12 protein-coding genes are annotated in these 21,750 nt (G+C 42.8%); 6 read left to right on the top strand and 6 right to left on the bottom strand.

The window, feature by feature from the left end; genetic code table 11:
• Positions 1 to 83 precede the first annotated feature (83 nt).
• The 5 genes from KIH87_RS13375 (at position 84) to KIH87_RS13355 (ending at position 8,135) form a co-directional block, all read left to right on the top strand.
• Positions 84 to 2,993 carry a TonB-dependent receptor gene (locus KIH87_RS13375; RefSeq protein ID WP_232361486.1) on the top strand — a complete coding sequence of 970 codons (2,910 nt, stop codon included), beginning with the start codon at positions 84 to 86 and terminating at the stop codon, positions 2,991 to 2,993.
• A 157-nt stretch (positions 2,994 to 3,150) separates the two neighbouring features.
• A complete protein-coding gene (locus KIH87_RS13370) occupies positions 3,151 to 4,710 on the top strand; it encodes a tryptophan halogenase family protein (protein ID WP_232358364.1) in 1,560 nt (519 codons plus the stop codon).
• Positions 4,711 to 4,725: 15 nt separating this feature from the next.
• On the top strand, positions 4,726 to 5,475 hold the full coding sequence (locus KIH87_RS13365; RefSeq protein ID WP_232358363.1) for a SapC family protein: 750 nt from the start codon (positions 4,726 to 4,728) through the stop codon (positions 5,473 to 5,475).
• Between the two features lie 13 nt (positions 5,476 to 5,488).
• Positions 5,489 to 6,619, top strand: a complete 1,131-nt coding sequence (locus tag KIH87_RS13360; RefSeq protein WP_232358362.1) for a cupin-like domain-containing protein — start codon at positions 5,489 to 5,491, stop codon at positions 6,617 to 6,619.
• Between the two features lie 19 nt (positions 6,620 to 6,638).
• Positions 6,639 to 8,135, top strand: coding sequence for a tryptophan halogenase family protein (locus KIH87_RS13355; RefSeq protein WP_232358361.1), 1,497 nt, complete (start codon positions 6,639 to 6,641; stop codon positions 8,133 to 8,135).
• Positions 8,136 to 8,195: 60 nt separating this feature from the next.
• Here KIH87_RS13355 and KIH87_RS13350 read toward each other — a convergent pair whose 3' ends face one another.
• The 6 genes from KIH87_RS13350 to KIH87_RS13325 form a co-directional block, all read right to left on the bottom strand.
• Complete coding sequence (locus KIH87_RS13350; RefSeq protein WP_232358360.1) at positions 8,196 to 10,742, bottom strand: hypothetical protein; 2,547 nt, start codon at positions 10,740 to 10,742, stop codon at positions 8,196 to 8,198.
• A 1-nt stretch (position 10,743) separates the two neighbouring features.
• Positions 10,744 to 11,283 carry a response regulator gene (locus KIH87_RS13345; RefSeq protein WP_232358359.1) on the bottom strand — a complete coding sequence of 180 codons (540 nt, stop codon included), beginning with the start codon at positions 11,281 to 11,283 and terminating at the stop codon, positions 10,744 to 10,746.
• Positions 11,280 to 14,522 (bottom strand): sensor histidine kinase, encoded by a 3,243-nt coding sequence (locus tag KIH87_RS13340; protein ID WP_232358358.1) that lies wholly within the window; start codon positions 14,520 to 14,522, stop codon positions 11,280 to 11,282. Before KIH87_RS13340 ends, KIH87_RS13345 begins: the two co-directional genes overlap by 4 nt.
• A 3-nt stretch (positions 14,523 to 14,525) precedes the next feature.
• Positions 14,526 to 15,869: a KAP family P-loop NTPase fold protein gene (locus KIH87_RS13335; RefSeq protein ID WP_232358357.1), complete on the bottom strand. Its 1,344-nt coding sequence runs from the start codon at positions 15,867 to 15,869 to the stop codon at positions 14,526 to 14,528.
• Positions 15,870 to 16,146: 277 nt separating this feature from the next.
• Positions 16,147 to 18,732, bottom strand: a complete 2,586-nt coding sequence (locus tag KIH87_RS13330) for a glycoside hydrolase family 3 protein (protein ID WP_232358356.1) — start codon at positions 18,730 to 18,732, stop codon at positions 16,147 to 16,149.
• 21 nt (positions 18,733 to 18,753) lie between these two features.
• Positions 18,754 to 20,004: a sugar MFS transporter gene (locus tag KIH87_RS13325; protein ID WP_408635747.1), complete on the bottom strand. Its 1,251-nt coding sequence runs from the start codon at positions 20,002 to 20,004 to the stop codon at positions 18,754 to 18,756.
• A 404-nt stretch (positions 20,005 to 20,408) separates the two neighbouring features.
• Between KIH87_RS13325 and KIH87_RS13320 the strand changes: the two genes are divergently transcribed.
• Complete coding sequence (locus tag KIH87_RS13320; RefSeq protein ID WP_232358355.1) at positions 20,409 to 21,746, top strand: GH1 family beta-glucosidase; 1,338 nt, start codon at positions 20,409 to 20,411, stop codon at positions 21,744 to 21,746.
• Positions 21,747 to 21,750 lie beyond the last annotated feature (4 nt).

The following is a 21,750-nucleotide window of genomic DNA, read 5'->3' as shown; positions in this document are numbered from 1 at the left end:
AAAGAATTGCTATTGAGGTTATCGTGAACACACCTATTCGAAACGTGGAATTTACCAAATCGCCATTGGCGATCGCTGTCACCATGCTGTTGGGGGCAAATGTATCCATGCCTGTCATGGCGCAACAGGATGATGCCAAGTCGAGTGATGTTGAGGTAATTACGGTTTCCGGGATCCGTGGGAGTTTAATTAAATCCATGGAGCTGAAACGTGATTACAAAGGTGTCATGGAAGCGATTTCTGCTGAGGATATGGGTAAGTTCCCGGATACTAACCTGGCTGAATCACTTCAGCGCGTTACTGGTGTTTCGATAGATCGTCAAAATGGCGAAGGTAGCAGGGTTACTGTTCGCGGTTTTGCTCCTGATTATAATTTGGTGACCTTAAATGGTCGTCAAATGCCGGCTTCTTCTTTGGAAGCCACCACCGCTTCTTCATCTCGTTCATTTGATTTTTCCAATTTAGCCTCTGAAGGCGTAGCGGGTGTCGAAATTTATAAAACGGGCAAGGCGCATATTCCAACTGGGGGCATGGGCTCGACCATTAATATCACTACTACCAAGCCGTTAAATGCTCCGGGGTTAAATGCAACATTCGGTGTGAAGGGGGTTTACGATACTTCCAGCGAAGATAATTCAACGCTGACACCTGAATTGTCGGGTTTGTACAGCAATACCTTTAGTGATAACAAGTTCGGTGTGGCGATTTCCGGTAGTTACCAAAAGCGTGAAAATGGAAATCAGCAAGCGAATGTTGGCACTGGCTGGCGTACTTTCCCGGGCATTACCGATCAGGATTGGGGTGCAGGAACAGCCGATTGGGGTGGTATTCCCGACGGTGAAAACTCCGGCCATATCAACCGCCCGGATGAAAACTCTATTTATTCTGTTCCTCAAAGCTTGGGATACAAGTTTGAAGAAGTGCAGCGCACACGCGTGAATGGTCAACTGACCTTGCAGTATCGTCCAATGGATACGCTCACTGCGACGCTGGATTACACCTATTCAAAAAATGAAGTGGCTACGCAATTCAATGATCTATCTGCCTGGTTTAACTTTGGCCCATCAACGGGAGAGTGGACGGATGGCCCTATCGCGTCTCCTCTCGTGTACACCGAAGATACTTCTGGAAGCCCGGCTGATTTTTCAATGGGGGCGGGTGACTATGCAACGAAAAATGAAAATAAATCCCTGGGACTTAATCTGGAATGGCAAGTTTCTGATAATTTGAATCTGGTCTTTGATGCTCATTCATCCAGTGCGGAATCCAGCCCGGATAGTCCATTGGGAAGTAATAACGTATTAAGTGCGGCAGCTTTTGTTCGTGCTAGCACAACGGGATACTTTGGTTCAGAACTGCCAGTTTTACAATTGGCTTACCCTGATGGTGAAACGTTAGATCCTTCCGATATGCGTATAACAGGAAGCTCCTTCCGCAACAGCATGATGCGGAATGAAATCGATCAGTTTCAGATTCAGGGTGAGTACGTATTGGATGATGGCATTGTTCAGAAGATCGATTTTGGTATCAGCCTGACTGATGTGAATAATCGATCTGCTTTCTCAAACGTGCAACGTGATACATGGGGTGGCGTGGGAGCTGCGGGCGATTTTGATGATTCGTTCTGGCCAAGAGCTACCGTCGCTGATCGTTTTGATATTTCCGGTAGCAATGATCCTAATCTGCAAAATGAATTCTTCATGTGGGATTTTCATGATGTGCTTGCCAGAGCGGAACAACTTTATCCTGTTGCTGGACAAGGCGATTGTGGAACCGGTTTCTGTCCGTCGTCTGTGATGACCACAGACCGTCGCACAGAAGAAGAATCAAAAGCCGCTTATGTGCAAGTGACCTTGGCAACCGAACTGGCAGAGCGCCCGGTTAACATTGTAGCGGGAGTTCGCTACGAGGAAACAGATGTAACTTCTCGTGCCCTGGTGCCGACTTATAGCAATATTGGCTGGGTGAGTGCTAACGAATTCAATTTGGTTGCTACTGGCGATCAGGATTTCACGGAGCTAACGGGCAGTTATGACAACGTCTTGCCCAATCTGGATATTGATATTGAGATTGTTGATGATGTGATTTTACGGTTTTCCTATAGTGAAACAATGGCTCGTCCCGGTTATGCCGATATTCAGGGTGGTTTAACCATTGATTCACTGGTCAGGATTGATGGTGGTACAGGAGCTCGAGGAAATCCGGCGCTTAAACCGTTTGAATCCACCAACTATGATGTCAGCGCTGAGTGGTATTACGGCGAAGATAGTTATTTGTCTGTGGGTTATTTCCGTAAAGATGCCAAAAACTTTATCGGTACCTCTATCGTTGAAGAGCAGGTGTTTAATTTGCCTCATCCGGCGTTAGGCTCTCGCTATGCAGAAGCTTTTGCGGCGATAGGTAGCAATGACGCCAACCTGATCCGTGACTATATCATTGCCAATTATCCTGACAGTGTTGAAGGTCAAACCATTTATGGTGTTGACGGCGATGATGCCTACGCAACCTTTGATATCACAGTTCCTGTGAATCAGACCGACGGTAGCACTTATGGATGGGAAGTTGCCTTACAGCATGTATTTGGTGAGTCCGGCTTTGGTGCAATCGTTAACGCAACTATTGTCGATGGTGATATTTATTATGTTGATTCCAGTTTTGATGGGCAGTTTGCTTTAAAGGGGTTGAGTGACACTGCCAACTTGATTGCGTTCTACGATAAGGACGGAATACAGGTGCGTATTGCCTACAATTGGCGCGACAAGTTCTTAAATGCGACGGTTCAGGGAACAGGAGCTCATCCTGTTTATGTGGAAGAGTACGGCCAGTGGGATGCCATGGTGAGTTATGACTTTAATGAAAACCTGACGGTATTTTTTGAAGGTTTGAACCTGACTGATGAGCATACTCGAACTCATGGTCGAGCTTGGGAGCAGGTGTTGAATGTGACTCAAACCGGGCCAAGATATCATGTAGGAATGAGATACAAGTTTTAGTGCCAGATTCTATTGTGTTGTAATGATGTTCTCAGAAGTTCAAGCCGCGGTCAGTAATGACATTGCGGCTTTTTTCGTTTTTACTATTCACCTTCTCTCGGATAAAAAAGCCGAATAAAAAACCAGACAAAAAGAGTCTCACTATTTGAGCAAAGATATGACAAAACCCATCGACATTGTTGTAGTAGGCGGAGGCACAGCAGGCTGGCTAACCGCCTGTTTGCTGGCGGCTGAGCATGGTCGAGGGGACTTACCCCGAGCTCGCATTCGACTAGTGGAATCTGCCAATGTGCCGAGTATTGGCGTGGGTGAAGGCACCTGGCCTTCCATGCGTAGCACATTGCAACGCATTGGTATTTCCGAGCGCGATTTTATTGTGCAATGCGATGCGTCGTTTAAGCAGGGCTCAACGTTTAAGGGCTGGCGCACTGGCGCTTCGGATGATCAATATCACCATCCATTTACGTTACCTGCGGGGTATCCCGAGATGAATCTGGGGCAATACTGGTTGCCTTATCAGTCTCAAGTGGAATTTGCCAATGCCGTGACCGCTCAAGGGCGAATTTGTGAAATGGGATTAGCGCCTAAAAACGCGCGTAGCAGCGAATATTCAGCGGCATTAAATTATGGCTATCATCTGGATGCAGGCAAGTTTGCTCAGTTATTGCAGCAGCACGGCACCGAAAAGCTGGGGATCGAGCATATTATTGATGATGTGTTGTCGGTAGAAGGTGGCTTGAATGAGCCTATTTCAGCGTTAAATACGAAGGCTCATGGCCAGCTTAAGGCCGATCTCTATATCGACTGTTCAGGTTTTGCCGCGCTATTAATCGACAAGCACTACCAAGTACCGCTGCAATCCGTACGCGATGGTTTGTTCAATGATGCCGCTATCGCCATACAAGTGCCTTATGGCAATGAAGGTAAAAACCAGAATGAGCCCATTGCCTCCAATACCATTGCTTGTGCTCAAACTCATGGTTGGACATGGGACATTGGACTTTATTCTCGCAGAGGCATGGGCTATGTCTATGCCAGCGATTTTACCAATGCTGAACAGGCTGAGGCCACACTGAGGCAGCATATTGCAAACACGTCGGGCAATCTGTCTGAATCGCAAATCGAACAATTACAAGCTAAGCACATCAAGCTAAATCCGGGTTATCGAACTTCATTCTGGCAGCATAATTGTGTGGCGATTGGATTGTCTGCCGGGTTTATCGAACCGTTGGAAGCATCGGCTATTGCATTGGTGGAAGTGGCTGCCAAATATGTGAGTGACCATTTAAACATCCCTGGCGAACTCTATTCCACTGTTGCCAAACGGTTTAATCAGACCATGACTGCACATTGGCAGAAGATTATTGATTTTCTTAAGTTGCATTATGTTTTATCAAAACGCGATGACAGTGAATATTGGTTGGCTCATCGTGATGAGCGCTATTGGTCGGATTGGTTGAGAGAAAGTGTACAGCTATGGCAACATAACAGCCCCACACTTTATGACTTGCCAATGGCGATGGAGATGTTTCCGGCAGCCAGCTTCCAGTATGTTTGGTACGGTATGAACTGTGGCGCGCTATTGCAACCTGTGACGCCTGATATAAATACCGACAAAGCGGCTAACCTGTTTCAGCAAGTGGCGCAACAAACGCGCACGTTAGCCCAATCGTTACCCGAAAATCGTGAACTATTGATGTGGATGCGCAATCAGTAGCATTTGGAATTAAGCATGACCAGAACCGTTTTATTAAATAAAGAAGATCACAAACCTGTACGTATTGATACTCGTCATTCACTGGAACTCGCCGAAACCTTTGGTGATAACGTCAACGCCTGTTTAACCTTTGTGGGCGAAATGCGTTCTATGCAAGCTCATTATCCATTGTTTTTCCAGAAAGATGGCAAGACCGAGCTGCTTTACCCTGTTGCTTTGTTGGGCTTTGAACAGGGAGAAAACCTGTTTCTTGGCGAAGAACAATGGGATGCACCTTATATTCCGGCCTTAATAGCGCGCCAGCCTTTTTCTATTGGCTTACAAAAAGATCCTGATACGCAACAAGAGCGCAGAGTGGTACATATTGATATGGACAGCCCTCGTGTGCGTTTGGCTGGCACTGAGGAAAGTGTTGAAGGTGAAAAACTGTTTTTGGAATTCGGCGGCACCTCTAACTATTTACAGAAAATGTCTGAACTGCTGGAAAGCATTCATCTGGGCATGGAGCAGAACAAGTTGTTCTCTGATGCCTTGTTAAAGCACAAATTAGTTGAGAGCTTTAACGCGGAAATTGAACTTGAAGATGGTTCGTTGAATCAGTTGATTGGTTATTACACCATTAACGAAGAAGTGTTGTTTGCACTTTCAGCAGATGCTCTGCATGAATTGAACGAGCAAGGTTTTCTGGCTGCGGTGTACATGATGTTGGCGTCGCAATCTCAGTTGTCGAACCTGATTGCGCGTAAAAACGCTATCCTCGAATAAGGGATAAAGGGATTTGGCTGACTGGATCCAACAATGCCCGAAAGTGGAAGAAAGCGATTCCGTTTCGGCTGATACGTTAACTGATTATCTGAGCTCTCGCTCTGAACCCGTTGTACTCCGTGGGCTAGTGAAAAACTGGCCTGTGGTGCGTGCCGCTCAAAGTGATGCTGATCAGGAGAATGAGCAGGATGGTGAGCAGGGAAATGGAGAGGGAGGAGGACAGGATGGTGAAGAGTATCTTCGCTATTTAGCGAAGTTTGCTGGCAAAAAAGCTCTTTCCAGTAAAGAGCCTCTTTCCAGTAAAGATCATATAACGGTTTACCGTGCGCCACCTGAAGCTCAAGGCCGTATTTTCTATAACGAGGATTTTAGCGGGTTTAACTTTCAGGTAGCGAATAAGCCTTTATCAGAAGTGTTGCTGCTCTTGTCTGGCAACAAAGAAAACGCTGATGATCAGCAAGCTACCTACTATGTTGGTTCAACCCTGTTACAGCGATTTTTGCCCGGTTTTCTGGATGAGAACTCTCTGCCAATAGCGGTGGAAAATCCGCTAATCAGTTTGTGGTTGGGTAATCGAAGTCGTATCGCGGCACATTATGATTTCCCCGATAATCTGGCTTGCTGTATTGCAGGCAAGCGTAGATTTATATTGTTTCCACCCGATCAGATCGCCAATTTATATGTGGGGCCATTAGATTTGACCCCTTCCGGGCAAGCCATCAGTTTGGTGGATTTTTATCAGCCTGATTTCCAGCAATTTCCTCGGTTTGCCGAAGCAATGAAACATGCTGTAGTCGCAGAACTGGAACCCGGTGACGCTTTATTCATTCCCAGTATGTGGTGGCATCACGTTGACAGTTTGTCTGCCATTAACGGCTTGGTGAATTATTGGTGGCGTTCTACGCCAGCGTATTTGGGTAATCCGACCGATGCGTTGACCCATGCCTTAATGAGTATCAAGGGTCTTCCGAAAGCGCAAAAACAAGCCTGGAAAGAGTTATTTGATTACTACATTTTTAATGACGATGAGAGCAGTGCGTCTGAACATATTCCTGAGCCGGTTCGCGGTGTGTTGCAGGAAAGATTGAGCGAACAGCAGGCTATCAGCTTACGTCAGCGCCTGTTACAAAAGCTGAATAGATGATTCGATAAGAGAGAAAAAGATGAAGCAGAGTATTAAACGTGTGGTTATTGCGGGTGGCGGTACGGCGGGATGGATGGCTGCTGCATCATTATCGAAACTACTGGGCAAAAATCTCGATATTACTCTGGTGGAGTCTGACGCCATTGGTACGGTGGGCGTGGGTGAAGCCACTATTCCGACTATCTTGACCTTGCACAAGCTGTTAAAACTCAATGAGCAGGAAATGATGGCAGCGACCAGCGCTACCTTTAAGCTGGGCATCTCTTTTGAGAATTGGCGAGCTCAAGGACAGGACTATATTCACTCTTTCGGTACCACAGGCCAGGATTGCTGGGCGGCAGGATTTCAACATTTTTGGCTGAAAGGGCAAGCGCTAGGGTTTAGCAAAGACTATGGCGATTATTGTCCAGAATTAGTGGCAGCCAAGCAGAATCGATTCGCCGTGACACCCAAGCAAGGGCTTAACTATGCCTACCATCTTGATGCAACGGCTTATGCGGTGTACCTCCGAAAAATCGCCGAAGAATTTGGCGTGAAGCGGGTTGAAGGCAAAATCGCACAAGTGCAGCTTCACGCTGATAATGGTTTTATTCGAGCTTTAGAATTGGATTCCGGTCAGGTGATTGAAGGCGACTTGTTTATTGATTGCACTGGATTTCGAGCTTTATTGATAGAGCAAGCTTTGCATGTGGGGTATGAAGATTGGAGCCATTGGTTGCCTTGTGATTCGGCCCTGGCGGTGCAAACCGAGTCGGTGTCGGAACCTATTCCTTATACCCGTTCTATCGCCCATCAAGCGGGCTGGCAATGGCGAATTCCATTGCAACATCGTGTCGGCAATGGTTTGGTGTACTGTAGCCGCTATCTGAATGACGAAGCGGCTAAAACCCTGCTATTGGAAAACATTGAAGGAAACACCATCAGTGAGCCCAGATTGATTCGATTCCGTCCGGGGCAACGTCGCCAGCATTGGCATAAAAACTGTGTTGCCCTTGGTTTGGCAAGTGGCTTTGTGGAGCCATTGGAATCAACCAGTATTCATATGATCCAGCGCAGCATTATCCGCTTGATGCAGAACTTCCCGCTAACGGCGATCCACCAATCCGACATCGACGAGTTCAACCAGCAAACCGACTTTGAACTACAGAATATCCGCGACTTTATTATCCTGCATTACCATGTGACCGAACGCACCGACAGCCCCTTCTGGCGTTTCTGCAAAAACATGGATATTCCCGATTCATTGAAACATCGCATCCAGCTATTCAAAGAAACAGGGCGAGTATTCAAAGTGCCAAACGAATTGTTTGGTGAAAACTCCTGGGTTCAAGTGATGATGGGACAAGGACTGACACCGAATCAATATCACCCCATCGTGGATATGATGAGCGACGAAGAACTGCAACAGTTTTTAAGCCAGATAGAACAACGTGCCAAACAGATGGTGGGGCAGTTACCTAATCATCAAGAGTTTGTGCAGCATTATTGTGGGATAGTGAGTTCGGGAGTGAAATAGTCAATCCAGAATCAAAGGCGGGTTAACCGCCTCGTGTTTGCACCAAAGTTGAAACTACCCTTAATAAAACTGTGACTGATTGCGTATATATTCCTTTATCTCGGGGAGCTCGACAAATTTTGTCACATCAAAGTTACCTAAAGGTTTGGTTCCTGATTCTATATACAAGGTTTTTTCAGCGATGGACTTGGCTGTCATATTGAGTTGTTGTAATACTTCTGGCTGAATAAGTGACTCTACAATTGCCGATAATCTCGATTTCTGCTCAGAGCTACTAGGGCTACTAGAGCTATCAGAGCTATCAGGATCGTTTGCTGCTGTTGGTGAGCTTGTGGGAACAGCTTCAATCAAGGCTTTGCTAAATTTTTCTTGCAATTCTATCCAGTGTTCCAGGCCGCTACAGACTTCATGATACATTGTATGTCTAATCTCATGGAGCTCTTGTAGTAGACAATCTTTATCATCTACTTCTAACAATACAATGGGGAGCCATTGTAAATCTGTAAAAGACAGTCTTCCAAAGCTCTGAATGAGTTTTAACGTGTACTGTATAGACTGACCAACAACTGAGTCGCGAATTAAAAAAATATTGCCATTTATTATTTCGAGTTGTTTATCGTCGTACCGTGCTATATCCGATTGAATGCTTGCTCCAAAGCCTTCACTGATCAAGTTTCGCGGTCGTCCAATGGTTGTCGAGGAAGGGCGCCAGGTGTAGATTGCATCAGTTAGCGCTAACAGCATTGCAGAGTGGACATTGATATCATTGCTTTTGGAGGATTCTGTGGGCAGATAACACATGCTGTGAAAAAGAACGGATTTAACGGCAGCCTCCACAGGATCTTTCATTTGCAATACTTGACTAATATTTTGTGGGCGATGACGATTGTATTCACATATTTCTTTATGCAATGTCACGGCACTTGTAAACGCATGTTCCTGATGTGGGAAGTGTTCATACTGCTTAATATCAAGAGCTTCTTTGGCTGATACAAACTTGATGTTAGTCAGATAATCAATATATTCGTCTATTGACGAAAAAGTATGCCATTTAAACTCCGTCTCAGAATATTCCCTTAGCATACCAATATCGTGAAATAACGAGGCTAATGCATAACTTCTTTTCAAAGGCTCATCTAGTATTTCCCTGTTATTTCTTGCATTTGTTAGTTTAAAGTCTTCGCTAGCGAGGTATTCACCCAGTAAGTAAAGATCCGTTGAATGTTGAACGTGCTGAGAAGAATCCTTTAATCTATTGAATTTATGTTCTCGTTTTAATGAATTTTGTAATAGTTGAACTAAACGAGAGGGGAGCTTTGTATTGATAACCAATTCAGCATGTTTGTTAATGATTCTCAAAAGTTTTTTTGCAGTTAATATTGGTGAGGATTCAAAAAGATAATCATTACTTCTAAATAGTAAGTATCTTGATGTGGACTCTACCAGATAACAAATATCTTCAAAGAGCATTTGATTACTCAAAATTTTAAGTGATTTTTCGTCGTTTTCATTAATGACAACTGATAAAAGAGAGTAAACTAGCCAAATGTAAAGGTTGGGTCTGTTCAGCCTTATCATTTTTCTTTGGGATGATTCGGAATTCAGCATGTTTTGTCGGGTTAAATATTCGGCAAAGCTCGCATGTATTGCTTTAAATAAAAATAGCTTGAATTCTTTGTTGCTTTTTATTTTTTTTATGTTTTTTGAATCTTGATTGTTGATGATTACACAAAGGCTTAATGCGCATATGTTATTGCTTTTACTATTGTTTTTTTCTGGTTCCGTGGGTGGGAATAATGTCTTTATTAGTGTTGAATTGATTTTGCTTTCTTTCGTGTTCTCTATTTTATTTAAGCGTTCTCTGGTTTCAATAAGTGTTGATATTACAAAATTGTGCAATTGAATGCTGTCTAGTTTTATTCCTATTTTAAAGTTTTTATTGTTTGGCTTTTCATTGTTTAAAATAATGGCGCTTAAAAGACGCTTTATGTTTGATGCCATGGAGTCGTCTTTTCTCAGCGTCCATTGTTGCCAGCATGCTAGAATAATTGGATTAATTGCATCGGCATGAGTTCTTTCATCAATTTTTAACTCTTTGATTGCTAGTGCTCTTTTGACTAAGTTGTTTACATAATCTCGGGTCCAGTGGCCGGTAAATAATAGACGTAAATTTAAGCTCTGAAAATATTCCGTAATGATTTCAGTTTTTTTTCTAAATAATATGTATCCAACGATACTTTTTCTTATTTCGGTGTTGAAATTAAGAGTCTCAATTTCTTTTTCTTTAATATCTTTTTTTAAACTAAATTTTACGAAAACAGTAAGGGAATAATGCTTTGTGTTTTCTATGAGCTTTATTGTGGATGGTTCTATATATAGAGTTTGTTTTTCTAATGGTTTTTGATGTTTTTCTTTTTGGTTAAATAAGTGGGTGAACTCATAATTGATATTTTTTGATTCGGTTTTTGCTGGTATGCCAGATTGGAATAGTGATGCATTAATGGTTTTTTCTAAAAATAGTTCTATGGGCTGACTTTCATCATGGGAAAGTATATTTTTTCCAATATTTTCTACTAGGTAGTCTAGGAAGTTTTTCTCTGTATCCATATTACAAGCTCTCAATAAACTTTATTAATGCAATTTCATCAATGGGTTTTTCTATCCAGCTTAGTTTGGTTGTGTTATCTCCAATTTTCTTTGTACTTAATATGCTCTTTTTTGTGTCCGGGTTGGAAATTGCAGTAACTATGGCGATGGGTACCTTACTGTTGTGCTCCAAATTTCTTGATGTTTTAGCTTTTATTTCAGATGAAAAATCCTCAATAAAAAGTGAGAATTCCGAAATTTTGAGATTATAAATATTATTTTTATTTCTCGTATAATGAGTTGTAAATGCACCAGTATAAGAGATTTGGTTACTGTCAAGTTTTTTAGTGCTTTGGGATATTTGTTGGTCAAAAATAATTGCCGCAAATTTTTCTTGATTTAATTGTTTAATTGCTTCTTCTACTGAGCTAACCATTATAACTTGATAGTTTTCACCCATAGAATTTTTTTGTTTTTCTATTGAGTATACTTCATAGATGAATTTATGCGGTTCATCATCCATCCAAAGAATTTTATTTGATGGAGGCGTATCTGTATTCATAATTTAATTTCCAAATGGTCTCTTTGGTAATCTCTAAACTGTATTGTGAAAGAGGTTTCAGCTTCAATCTGGTTATGTGTGTTTTTAACGGAATGTATAATAAGTTTTCCGTAGGGATGAGCTTTAACAATACTCTGCACCAGATGTAAGCCAACGCCCTGACCATGAACCAGTTTTTCTACCGCATGTAAGCCTCGCTGACCAAAATTGGTTATTTTTTCGATGGTAGATGGGCTAATATAAGGGCCAGTGTTGGTCACTTTGATATTGACATAAGCCTCTTCAATACTTATTGATATCCGAACAGAATGATAGCTAAGTGTGTATTTTATGGCGTTGTCCAGAACGTTGGAAAAGGCAATGTCCATTAGTTTTTTGTCGTAAGTAATGAGAACACTTTTTACTGGAAAATCAGTCACCAGAAAGATGCCTTTATTGTGTGCCCAATCTTGATAGCGAGTCACCCATTGCTCCAAGTCATTAATGAGATTATGTTGCTTGGTAAGTATGGGGGCTACATTACCCTCAAAAAGGGTTATTGTATTTTGCCAAGTACGTACTTGTTCGGCATCGTGGCTAATATTTCCTTTGAGTTTTTTTAATAGTTTTATTTCACGTTCATTTATTGACTGGTTACCCAATGTCAGATTATCCATTGCAAGCTCAACAGCCATTTTGCTATTGGATTGTAGGCCTTGTACCGCACTATTAATCGAATGGGCAAAGATACCCATGAGTGAACGGTTTGTGTAGTTAACACAGGAAACGGTCAGTAGTGAAGATGCACTTCTGCAAAGCGCGCTGATGGATTCCTTTTCCCATTGGCTAAATGGTTGATTGTTATGGCCAAAGAAGAGTAATAGTCCGGTATAAGAAGAGCCTGATAGTAGATCTATCTTTACTGTGTATACCCATCTCCCGGGCTTAAAACGGTTGGTGGCTTTTGCAAGAACCTCACTTTTAGGTGAAAACTCAATACATTGGCTGATATCCATTTCCTTTTTAATTGATTTCGCAGAAGCCCTTAACGTTTGATATGTGTTATCTTCATCTAGGCCAAAACTTTTGTTCGTTTTTTGCTCTGTCATACTGTGGATAAGATGCCCATTATGATTCTGGGTCATTAGCACAATAAAGGGTTTAATACCTAAGTAGGGTTGCAGAAACTTTTCTTTAATTACGGTTGCGATGATTTTCGCAAGTTCATTTTCTGGTGTATTTGTATGGCTACTAATATGACTGTTTTTAGGGATTTTGTTAAACGTATACATTAATTGCTGTTCACTAGAAAATATTTGATTAGCCTCGTTTTGAAGATGCTGAGCTAGCAAGGTTGAACGGAGTTTGGCAATTTGACCCAAAATAACCTGTAACATAAACAGGTATAAGCAACTGAATCCTTCACTCCTTTGTGTTGTAAGTTTAATGATCCATCTGCTTGAAAAGCTAGCATCGTAATTTTTTTCTAGTGTTGTACTTGATGAGCTATGGTAGTGAATAGGAAGTAATGCTTCTGAATGTGATTTGGTCGTTATCAATATCAAATCACTAAAATCACATTCTTTGTTGCTTAATACGAGAGAATGATGTGAATACTCAGTTAAGTGTTTTTTCTTGTATTCAAAAATGTTTCTTTGAGACTTCATTTCATGACTTAAATTACGGTAATAATATGTAGGGAGTAAAAATCGTAAACTGTCGTACTCAATAATCGATCCTATAAAAGCTTCAATGCCCTTTAGCATGTTTAATGAATTCAGATCGAACCCTCTACCTTCACTAATTTGGTGCTGCTGCAACCATATCTCTTGCTTACACCTTCCTTTGAAGTTGTTTAAATAGAACTGAAACTGACTTGAAATCGTTTCTATGATTTTCTTGGTTTCTTGCTTAATGGCTTCTAGTATTTGATTGTTTTCTTGTAGTCCCCAGCGATGAATTTTCGCTTTTTTATGAAATTCACTTTGCTTGTCAACAAGTACCAGATACCAGGTTGAGGATACCGGAGGGGCATGAAATGCCTCATTGATATTCTGAAATTCACTCACACATCGAATGTTCCAATTTTCATCATGTTGCAATGTTCCATTTTTGAGTTTCACGAATAAATCCTGTTCCACGAAATTTCGAATTGATTGCTTAATATCGTCTTTGTTCGATATGTCTTTCGGTTCCTCAAGTAATAATTGTGTTAGGGTATGGGTTTCACGCTCCATCTCTTGCAGGTTTTGTTTGAATATCTTGCAGCGGTTTTCCCATTGCTCTGACTTGGGGGGCGGTGCGCTGCTCCAGGTGCAGAGTGACAACCATTTTTTATCACCAATCACTTCAACTAATAAAATATGCCTGCATTGCAGATATTGACCAATGAACTGTAATGTAGTCCTAATTGCATCTTTTAGCGTTGGAAGTTGCTGTATTAGTTGATTGCTTTGAGGCTCAAATTTCCCTTTGGGTGGAGTGTAGAGTGAGCCCAATTTAAAAAGGTGCTGCTTTTGCAGTTCTGTGCGCCTGGATTCTCTCCAGGTTGCATACATGTCTGCTAATTTCTTTATAGCTTCAGTTTGTCCTTTTATAAATTCTAAAAATAACGGGATTGTTGAATGTTGGATTCGTTCAAAGGAGGTTTCTAGATAAAGATTCCAAGTACCTAGTATTTCATTTGTTGTAGGGTGTTTTAACAATACTTTAATGGTTACTGGGATGTTTTTTTCGTCAAAATCGGGGTGGATTCTTATAAACTGCTGTGCGTCAAATTGTATGGTTGTACTGGTTGTTAGTGCTTGTAGAGTGATATGTGGTGGATGAGATTGGATGGCATAGGTTTGCGTGACAAAATCATTGATACCATTGTTTCTCACTCTGAGCAGAAATGTGAAATCGTTATGAATTAGTTGAGAAGTATGCTGTTTGTCTTGCTCAATCAGGTATTCCGTAGCTTTATTTTGCTTTTCACACAGGCTGCGGAATAGTTCTTTAATTTCATGCTCTGCATGATGAACATCACTTTCAGGATCTACGTTTTGTACTATATCGTGGAAGTCTTCCAGGCAAATATAGGCACCCAAACTGGCTCTGTAATCTATCTTATGAAATTGAGAATGTATCTTTGCTTCTGGCCATTTCTCTATAATAACTTTTGTAAGTTCCTTCTTTATTTTTTCTTCAATTTGATTGATCACATAGTGACTTGGTTGATGAATATTGTCACTAGGTTGATGAGTATTCAGCTCTGACATTATTCATAGCCCTATCAATTTCATTTTTTCCAAGGTTGCCTCATATCTGGCAAAGCGCTCTTGCAGACTGGTTTCATTATGGATATTGCCGAGTACACTACTATCGGTGAGAAATTCTCTCAGTCCGGGTTGTTTCAATAGTTCCAGAATTTCTGGGTTAGGTGTTTTTCTTACATCATTGGTTATATGCTCTTGTACTTTTTGCCAAAAGTATTCATCTTTACTATCAAGAAGAGCTCTTAATTGAGGCCAGCGGTTAACCGCGGCTAACCACTCTATATCCAGTAAGCTTAATTGAGAGACTGGTTCTGAATAGTTTTGTTTTTTGTCTTTGGAAAAAAAATCGAAAACCTTTGCCTGATTGATGCATCGAAGATAGAGGCGATGGTTTTTGAAATAGGGTTTACTGAATATTTTATCTATCCCGGCCTGGTGTTCGCCAACTGTTGTCTCAGCAATTTGAGGTGCTGTAACTGGAATATTGAGGGATAGTGGAAATAGCTTTTCCAAGTATCGATGGCTGTCATAGCTTGATAAGGCTGAAAACTTATGATTGATGGCTTGCTTTAGTACCGTTTTGTCCATTGCAACAATGAATGTGCATTTAGTGCCGGGTAGTTTCTCGTTTGCTTCTGTGGAACCCAACGATGCTTGAGGCGAATTATCGTCGACGGCATTCATTAGAATGCGCATGTTGTCCAATAGCAACATGGCTGATTCAGGTGAACATCTATCCAGATCGTCTACGATGATAACGATGTTTTTGTTGTCGAATAGTTTTGATATCAGTTGCTTAAAGGCAATTTGAAAGCGATGGGTATCTGTTTTGGGCGGCAAATTAGGACTGGTTTCAGCCTGTAATTGAAGATGTTGCAGGTAATCTGCATTTTCATGAACATCTTTTAAGTTCGAGCCGGTTACACGTTTTGTAAGTAACTGAATAGTGTATCTGTAGGAGGTTTTGAAGGTTTCAGCAATGTCACTGTTTTCATTGGCAATATCTTGCCAATGTTTAGAATGATGCACTAATGTCCACAATAGCGAAGTCATAAGGTTTGATTCTGACTCATGTTTCCATGCTTCAAAAAATATAGGGACTATTTCAGAATTATCTGTGCCGTCTTGTTCCTGAGATAAAAGAGATTCAAGGCGTCGTAGTACACTGGTTTTGCCGCTTCCCCAGTCCCCTGAAATCAATATTGAGTGAAAAGCGGGGTTTTGCGATTTAGCTTCAGATGTAATGAGTTCGTGCAGGTTCTCTGCAAAACCGCAGAGCTCAGCGGTTAAATCTTCTTTAGTTGGTTTATCTTGTATAAAGTTAACTTCTAAGAATGATAATGAGGCCATGCATTTACACTCAGATAATTATTAATGGATTTTAAATTAACCTATGTGTGCGCGTCGTTCAATTATTTTGGCTTTGTTGTTTTTTTGGTTGAAGTTTTTTTTGTGTATATTTTGGTACATATTGATGGGGGAATTGTATTAATCAATAGTCATTGAAGGCAACCATTAAGAAGTGTGGCTGCTTAGAATAAGATATACAGCCACAGATTTTGTTTGCATGAGTTGTGCATTCCTTTGCTTTTTACTCTTGTTTATTTTTCTACTACCGACATTGCTCTTACTTACATTGAACAATCGCTTGTTCACCTGATTGGGGAACCAGTTTTACGTCAGAAATGGATATTTCCACTGGCTGGCTGTTGCTCAGAATGAAAGGTGACATGACTTTGTTAAATGTCACTTGCTGGTTGGCAAAGCAGGATAGAGCAACGCTCATGATCGACCATGAGCCGGGTTGGGCTTGTTGCTGTAACGCTTCGGCGATGGCAATGCTGTTGTTACAGTTATTACCGTTGTGTGGAGCTATGCATTGTACTTTCAGTTGCATATCGCCTGCGGTGGTTGAGTGCAGTTGATAGTCAAACTGTAAGCTGGCGTTGGCTTCCTGATAACTTAACAAGTCATCGGGGAAGGGTGAATACAAGCCAAATTCTGCGGTTTGCTTGCCATGCCATTGAATTTTCAGTGAGTCTTCCTGAACGCGTCTGTCCATGGTTTGAATATGAATCGCTTCGTTTTGTAGCACACTGCTTTGCATTGGTTGTAATTGATTAACCACTCCCCCCGCAACATGCCAAGGCTTTTTCACCGTACCCACAAACAATTCGCGTTCATCTAGCGATGCTGAGGTTTGGGTGTTTGAGGTTTCCTCTAGCTGGGCGATGAAGGCCGTGGTTGTAGTGTAGTTAAGCCCATATCCGTAGGGGAACAAGGGAGCGTTATCACGTGTTTTGTCTTGTGTATTGGGAACTTGAAATGGAGTGGCAGGCCATGAAAATGGGAGTTTTCCTGTAAAGGGATAACTTGTTGTGCCATTGCTGTTGGCGATGATGACATCGGCAATGCCTTGTCCTTCTGAACCTGGTAGCCAGGCAGCAACAAAAGCGTTGGAGGCATTAATTTCTGGGTTAACCCACATTGGACGGCCGCTGATAAAAACGGATACCACTGGAATATCAAGCGCTTTGAGCTTTTTCAGGAGCTGTAAATCGCGTTTGTTGCCGCGTTGATACTCAAGGTTATCAATATCGCCATTGCCTTCTGCATAGGGCTCTTCGCCAAATACCACGATGGCTGCATCGGGTTTGTGGGTGAATTCGCCGTTTTCGGAGAGTGTGACAGAACCGCCATTGGCTTCAATTTTCTGTTTTAATCCTGAGTAGATGGAGGTTGCACCGGGGAAGTCACTATTCTGGTTACCTGTGCCTTGCCAGGTAATCGTCCAACCCCCGGATTGCTTGCCGATATTGTCAGCGGCATCTCCTGCGATCAAAACGTGTTGATGCGGATCCAGAGGCAATATGTTGTGATTGTTTTTCAGTAAAACCAGTGATTCTCTTACGGCTTGTCGAGCGATTGCTCTGTGCTCTGCTGAGCCGATAACCTCAGTATTTCCTGCATAGGTTCGGTTTGCAGGGGAAGCTTTATCAAACAGTCCCGCGCGGATTTTTACACGTAATATTCTGGTAACGGCATCGTCCAGACGAGAACGTGAAATCGCCCCGCTTTTTACTTGTTCGATTAAATTATGGTACAGGTCTTTCCAATCGGCATTGGGGGTCATGTAAATATCGAGCCCTGCATTCATGGCTTGCGGGCAATTGCCGTTGCTACAGCCGGGAATTTGTCCATGCCCATTCCAATCGCCCACAACCAGACCATCAAAGCCCATGCGATTTTTTAGTACGTCGGTGAGCAGGTATTGATCGCCGTGGATTTTATTGCCATGCCAGCTATTGAATGATGCCATCACCGTTTGAGCACCCGCAGTAAGCCCTCCCACATAGCCTTGGGCATGGTATTTGATTAGATCTGCTTCGCTGCTGATGTTGTCTCCCTGGTCATCGCCTTTGACTGTGCCGCCATCACCAATGAAGTGTTTCACTGTGGAAATAACGTGGTGATCACGGAAAAACCCTTGTTCAGGTGAACCTTGTAAGCCTTTTACTATGGCTGCTGCGTAGTCTCGCACTACATCAGGGGATTCCGAGTAGCTTTCGTAGGTGCGTCCCCATCGGTCATCTTGAGCCGTGGCAACGGTTGGCGCGAAAATCCAGTCAATACCGGTTGCCAGCACTTCTTTTGCAGTGGCTTGAGCAATGGCTTCAATGAGTGCTGGATTGCGAGCCGCGCCTAATCCAATATTGTGCGGGAATAAGGTTGCGCCAATCACATTATTATGCCCGTGAACGGCATCTGTACCCCACATGGTAGGAATGCTTGAGCCGTCGAGAGAGTCATCAATGGATGCTTGATACATGGCTTCTGCCAATTTCACCCAGTCTTCGGGAGTCGCATGCTTGTTGTCGTCTGGATAAGCCCCGCCACCATTGAGGTAAGAGCCAAAACCGTATTTACGCATGTCTTCAACAGTAATGGAGCGTATTTCTGGCTGGATGACCTGAGCGACTTTTTGTTCCAGGGTCATGTTGTTTAATAGCTTTCGTACTCGCTTTTCAACCGCGGTGTCTGTTGCAATAGCCGATTGAATTTTCGGCCACCGTTTAGGCTGTAAACCGGTTAGGGACTGATCCGCACTGAGTTTGGGCTGAACGCTTGTTATTGTGCCGCATCCTGTCAGGGAAACAGCTAGCGATAGACTAACAGTTAGCTTGAGTGCTCGGGCTTTGGATTTCAAAAACATGAATGTGAAACTCCTACATATTTAAAGGGATGTGCGATAACCCTTGAAACCATAAAAAGCGATAAACAGGTAGCACAACAACGGTAATATCAGTGAGGTTTGAATGCTGATGGTGTCAGCCAGCATTCCTTGCATAACAGGCACAATCGCTCCGCCAACAATGGCAAGGCACAATAAGCCCGAGCCTCGGCTGGTCTGAACGCCAAGCTTGGCAATTGCCAGTGTGAAAATGGTGGGGAACATGATGGAGTTGCATAACCCAAGAGCAAGTAAAGACAACATGGCAACGCTGCCTTTTCCTGTAATTGCGACAGAGAGCAGTAGTATTGCGACAAGGCTGTTAATGGCGAGTAGTTTATTTGCTGCTATGTATTGCATAACAAAAGCGCCAATAAAGCGACCCACCATCGCACCGCCCCAAAAGTAAGCGACATAATGTGCAGCTTGTGCTTCGCTTAATCCTGCGATGTGATCTTCACCCAGAAAGCTAATAAGAAAGCTGCCTACAGAGACCTCAGCTCCTACGTAAACAAAAATACCAACGGTGCCCAGTACCAGATGACGATGCTGCCAGAGTGAGCCTGTGTCAGTCGCGCTCTCTTTCTGTTCGGTGTGACGAATTTGGGGCAAAGGAATGGAGCGGAAAAAGAAGGCTAGCAGTACCAGAATGCCGGCTAATGCCATGTAGGGAATGATGACACTATCAGCAGAGGCAGAATTGCTTGATTCAACCGCACCAAATATCAGTAATCCGCCAATAATCGGGGCAATAGTGGTTCCTAGTGAGTTAAATGCCTGGGTTAGATTAAGGCGACTGGATGCGGTTTTGGGCTTACCGATTAGAGCTACCAGCGGATTCGCGGCTACTTGCAGAATTGTTATACCTGAAGCGAGTACGAAAAGTGCTGCCAGAAACATCCAATAGGTTTCCAGCTTGGCTGATGGAATAAACAGTATGCAGCCAGCGGCAGCTCCGAGTAACCCGATGACAATGCCGTTTTGGTAGCCCATTTTTTCGACTAATCGTCCGGCAGGGACGGAAATCAGAAAATATGCGCTGAAAAAGCAAAACTGCACCAGCATGGCTTGCGTGTAGTTCAGTTCAAATACGCCTTTAAGGTGGGGAATAAGGATATCGTTCATTGCAGTAATGAAGCCCCACATAAAAAATAATGATGTGAGTGATATCAAAGCGTAGCGACTGCTCATGCCCGTATCGTCATTTTCGGCTGATTGGGGAGCTTGAATATTTGCACCACTGATATTCGCCATGTCGTGATTCCTCTCGATAAGACCCTGGGGTCACTATTTGAATTCGCCTGTGTCTTGCTCGCCCTTGTGAATGTTAATAGCGAGTAAGCCCAATGTTTGTATGAGCAGGGAAGCTTCACCTTAACCTTCATTCTCAATCTTGCTGAAGACATTGAATAATTGAGTTTAAAAGGTAGTTATATTTGCCTGTCATTCGCCTAAGTTAACCAAACTTTAACAAATAAATCCTCAGATGAAAACGCTTACATTTTTGGTTTTATATGATAACTTTAACGTTAGTTCATTTTGGTCATTGCCTTTAAGCCGATTGTTAACCGATTGTTAGCTTCTTAATTGCTGCTTGATTGCTAAAGATCGAAGACGTTCGAACCTGTTTAAAGAATGAAATAGAGAACCGGTACATCATGACGGATATTCAAATTCCTGCGCATTCTCCTTTACTGCATCCCGATTTTTGCTTTGGAACGGCGACCGCGTCTTTCCAGATAGAAGGCGGTGTTGCTCATCGAGAAGAATGCATATGGGATCGTTTTTGCCAACGTGAAGGGGCGATAGCCGATGGCTCCAATGGTGATCTTGCTTGTGATCACTTCCATCGTTGGCGTGAGGATTTGGCGTTGTTGCAATCACTGGGAGTGGATGCTTATCGTTTTTCTATTTCCTGGCCTCGCGTGATGGATGCGGCAGGGAATTTGCGTCAGGAAGGCGTGGATTTTTATCTGAACTTGCTGGATGAGTTAAATACGTTAGGGATTAAGCCATTTGTTACTCTTTATCATTGGGATTTGCCGCAACATCTGGAAGACAAGGGCGGCTGGCTAAACCGCGATACCGCATACCGCTTTCAAGACTATGTTCATAAAATCACTCAGGTTTTTGGTAAGCGAGTTTATTCTTATGTCACCTTTAATGAACCATTTTGCAGTGCCTATCTTGGCTATGAAATTGGCATACATGCGCCCGGGATTGTTGGCAGTGAAAATGGTAAGCTGGCTGGGCATCATTTGTTGCTGGCTCATGGGTTGGGGTTACAGGTTCTTAAGCAAAATTCACCCGATACCTTAAATGGCATTGTGCTGAATATCACACCTGCGTACCCTGCAAGTGATGCTGAGCAAGACGTCAAGGCTGCCATGTTGGCAGATGAAAGCCTGAACCAGTGGTTTTTCCAGCCGGTATTGCAAGGAAAATACCCTGAATCAGTATTAGCTCAATTTCCCGCTGATCAATCGCCGATTAAAGACGGGGATTTAGCGCTGATTGCACAGCAGAATGATTTCATCGGTATTAACTATTATTCTCGTGAAATTTATCAGCATGACCCTGTTTCCGGGTTCGCAGCAATTTCTGATAAGCCAAACCCATTGACCGATATGGGGTGGGAGATTTACCCTCAAGGCTTAACCGATGTCTTATTGCAGTTACATCATCGATATTCACTGCCGCCGCTTATGATCACTGAAAACGGCGCGGCAATGGTTGATGAAGTTCAACAGGGGGAAGTGAACGATGTTGAACGAGTGCGATATATTCAACAGCACCTTCTTGCTTTGGAAGCGGCAATAAAGCAAGGCGTTGATGTACAAGGGTATTTTGCCTGGAGCCTGTTGGACAATTTTGAATGGGCGGAAGGTTATAAAAAGCGATTTGGAATCGTTCATGTTAACTATGAGACTCAGCAGCGTACTTTAAAGCTAAGTGGGAAGGCGTACAGAGATATGCTGATGTCCAGAAAATGTTAATTCA

The organism is Paraneptunicella aestuarii (assembly GCF_019900845.1).
Lineage (GTDB): Bacteria > Pseudomonadota > Gammaproteobacteria > Enterobacterales > Alteromonadaceae > Paraneptunicella > Paraneptunicella aestuarii.
This window is presented reverse-complemented; position numbering and strand designations above follow the sequence as displayed.

What these genes read in the sequence shown, in the direction of transcription:
- KIH87_RS13375 (WP_232361486.1), top strand. Translation starts at nt 84, where the DNA reads ATGCTGTTGGGGGCAAATGTATCCATGCCTGTCATGGCGCAACAGGAT.
- KIH87_RS13370 (WP_232358364.1), top strand. Translation starts at nt 3,151, where the DNA reads ATGACAAAACCCATCGACATTGTTGTAGTAGGCGGAGGCACAGCAGGC.
- KIH87_RS13365 (WP_232358363.1), top strand. Translation starts at nt 4,726, where the DNA reads ATGACCAGAACCGTTTTATTAAATAAAGAAGATCACAAACCTGTACGT.
- KIH87_RS13355 (WP_232358361.1), top strand. Translation starts at nt 6,639, where the DNA reads ATGAAGCAGAGTATTAAACGTGTGGTTATTGCGGGTGGCGGTACGGCG.
- KIH87_RS13350 (WP_232358360.1), bottom strand. Translation starts at nt 10,742, where the DNA reads ATGGATACAGAGAAAAACTTCCTAGACTACCTAGTAGAAAATATTGGA.
- KIH87_RS13345 (WP_232358359.1), bottom strand. Translation starts at nt 11,283, where the DNA reads ATGAATACAGATACGCCTCCATCAAATAAAATTCTTTGGATGGATGAT.
- KIH87_RS13340 (WP_232358358.1), bottom strand. Translation starts at nt 14,522, where the DNA reads ATGTCAGAGCTGAATACTCATCAACCTAGTGACAATATTCATCAACCA.
- KIH87_RS13335 (WP_232358357.1), bottom strand. Translation starts at nt 15,869, where the DNA reads ATGGCCTCATTATCATTCTTAGAAGTTAACTTTATACAAGATAAACCA.
- KIH87_RS13330 (WP_232358356.1), bottom strand. Translation starts at nt 18,732, where the DNA reads ATGTTTTTGAAATCCAAAGCCCGAGCACTCAAGCTAACTGTTAGTCTA.
- KIH87_RS13325 (WP_408635747.1), bottom strand. Translation starts at nt 20,004, where the DNA reads ATGGCGAATATCAGTGGTGCAAATATTCAAGCTCCCCAATCAGCCGAA.
- KIH87_RS13320 (WP_232358355.1), top strand. Translation starts at nt 20,409, where the DNA reads ATGACGGATATTCAAATTCCTGCGCATTCTCCTTTACTGCATCCCGAT.